This is a genomic window from Paenibacillus sp. EKM10P (assembly GCF_011800655.1).
Taxonomy (GTDB): Bacteria; Bacillota; Bacilli; order Paenibacillales; family Paenibacillaceae; genus Paenibacillus; species Paenibacillus polymyxa.
Window position 1 is genome coordinate 1 of the sequence record NZ_JAALET010000098.1, and the last position, 333, is coordinate 333.

Sequence of the window (333 nt, forward strand, 5' to 3'; positions counted from 1 at the left end):
TTGTTCCATAGCCTGATGGATGCAGCGTCAGGGGCTTATTTTGAACAAACGACCTTTGACTTGCGTGGTCGCTTCCAGGCAGATATTTTCCAAGATAGCTTGAATCATTTGGCGCAGCGGCATGAGATCTTTAGAGCTAATTTCATCAGCGGCTGGCAGGATGAGCCCGTGCAGGTGATTTTCCGTCGTAAGGAAGTTGGTTTCAGCTATGAAGATTTGCGTCATTTGGATGATCAGGAACGTGACGCGTATGTGCAGGAATTTATTCGCCAGGACAAGGCAGCCGGATTCGATTTGTCCCGGGATGCGTTGATGCGCGTGGCGATTTTACGG

The 333-nt window shown here is 49.5% G+C and carries 1 protein-coding gene; it reads left to right on the forward strand.

The features are described from left to right. Positions 1–333: condensation domain-containing protein (locus tag HFE01_RS26595; RefSeq protein WP_167438871.1), on the forward strand; the 333-nt coding region annotated here is incomplete at both ends.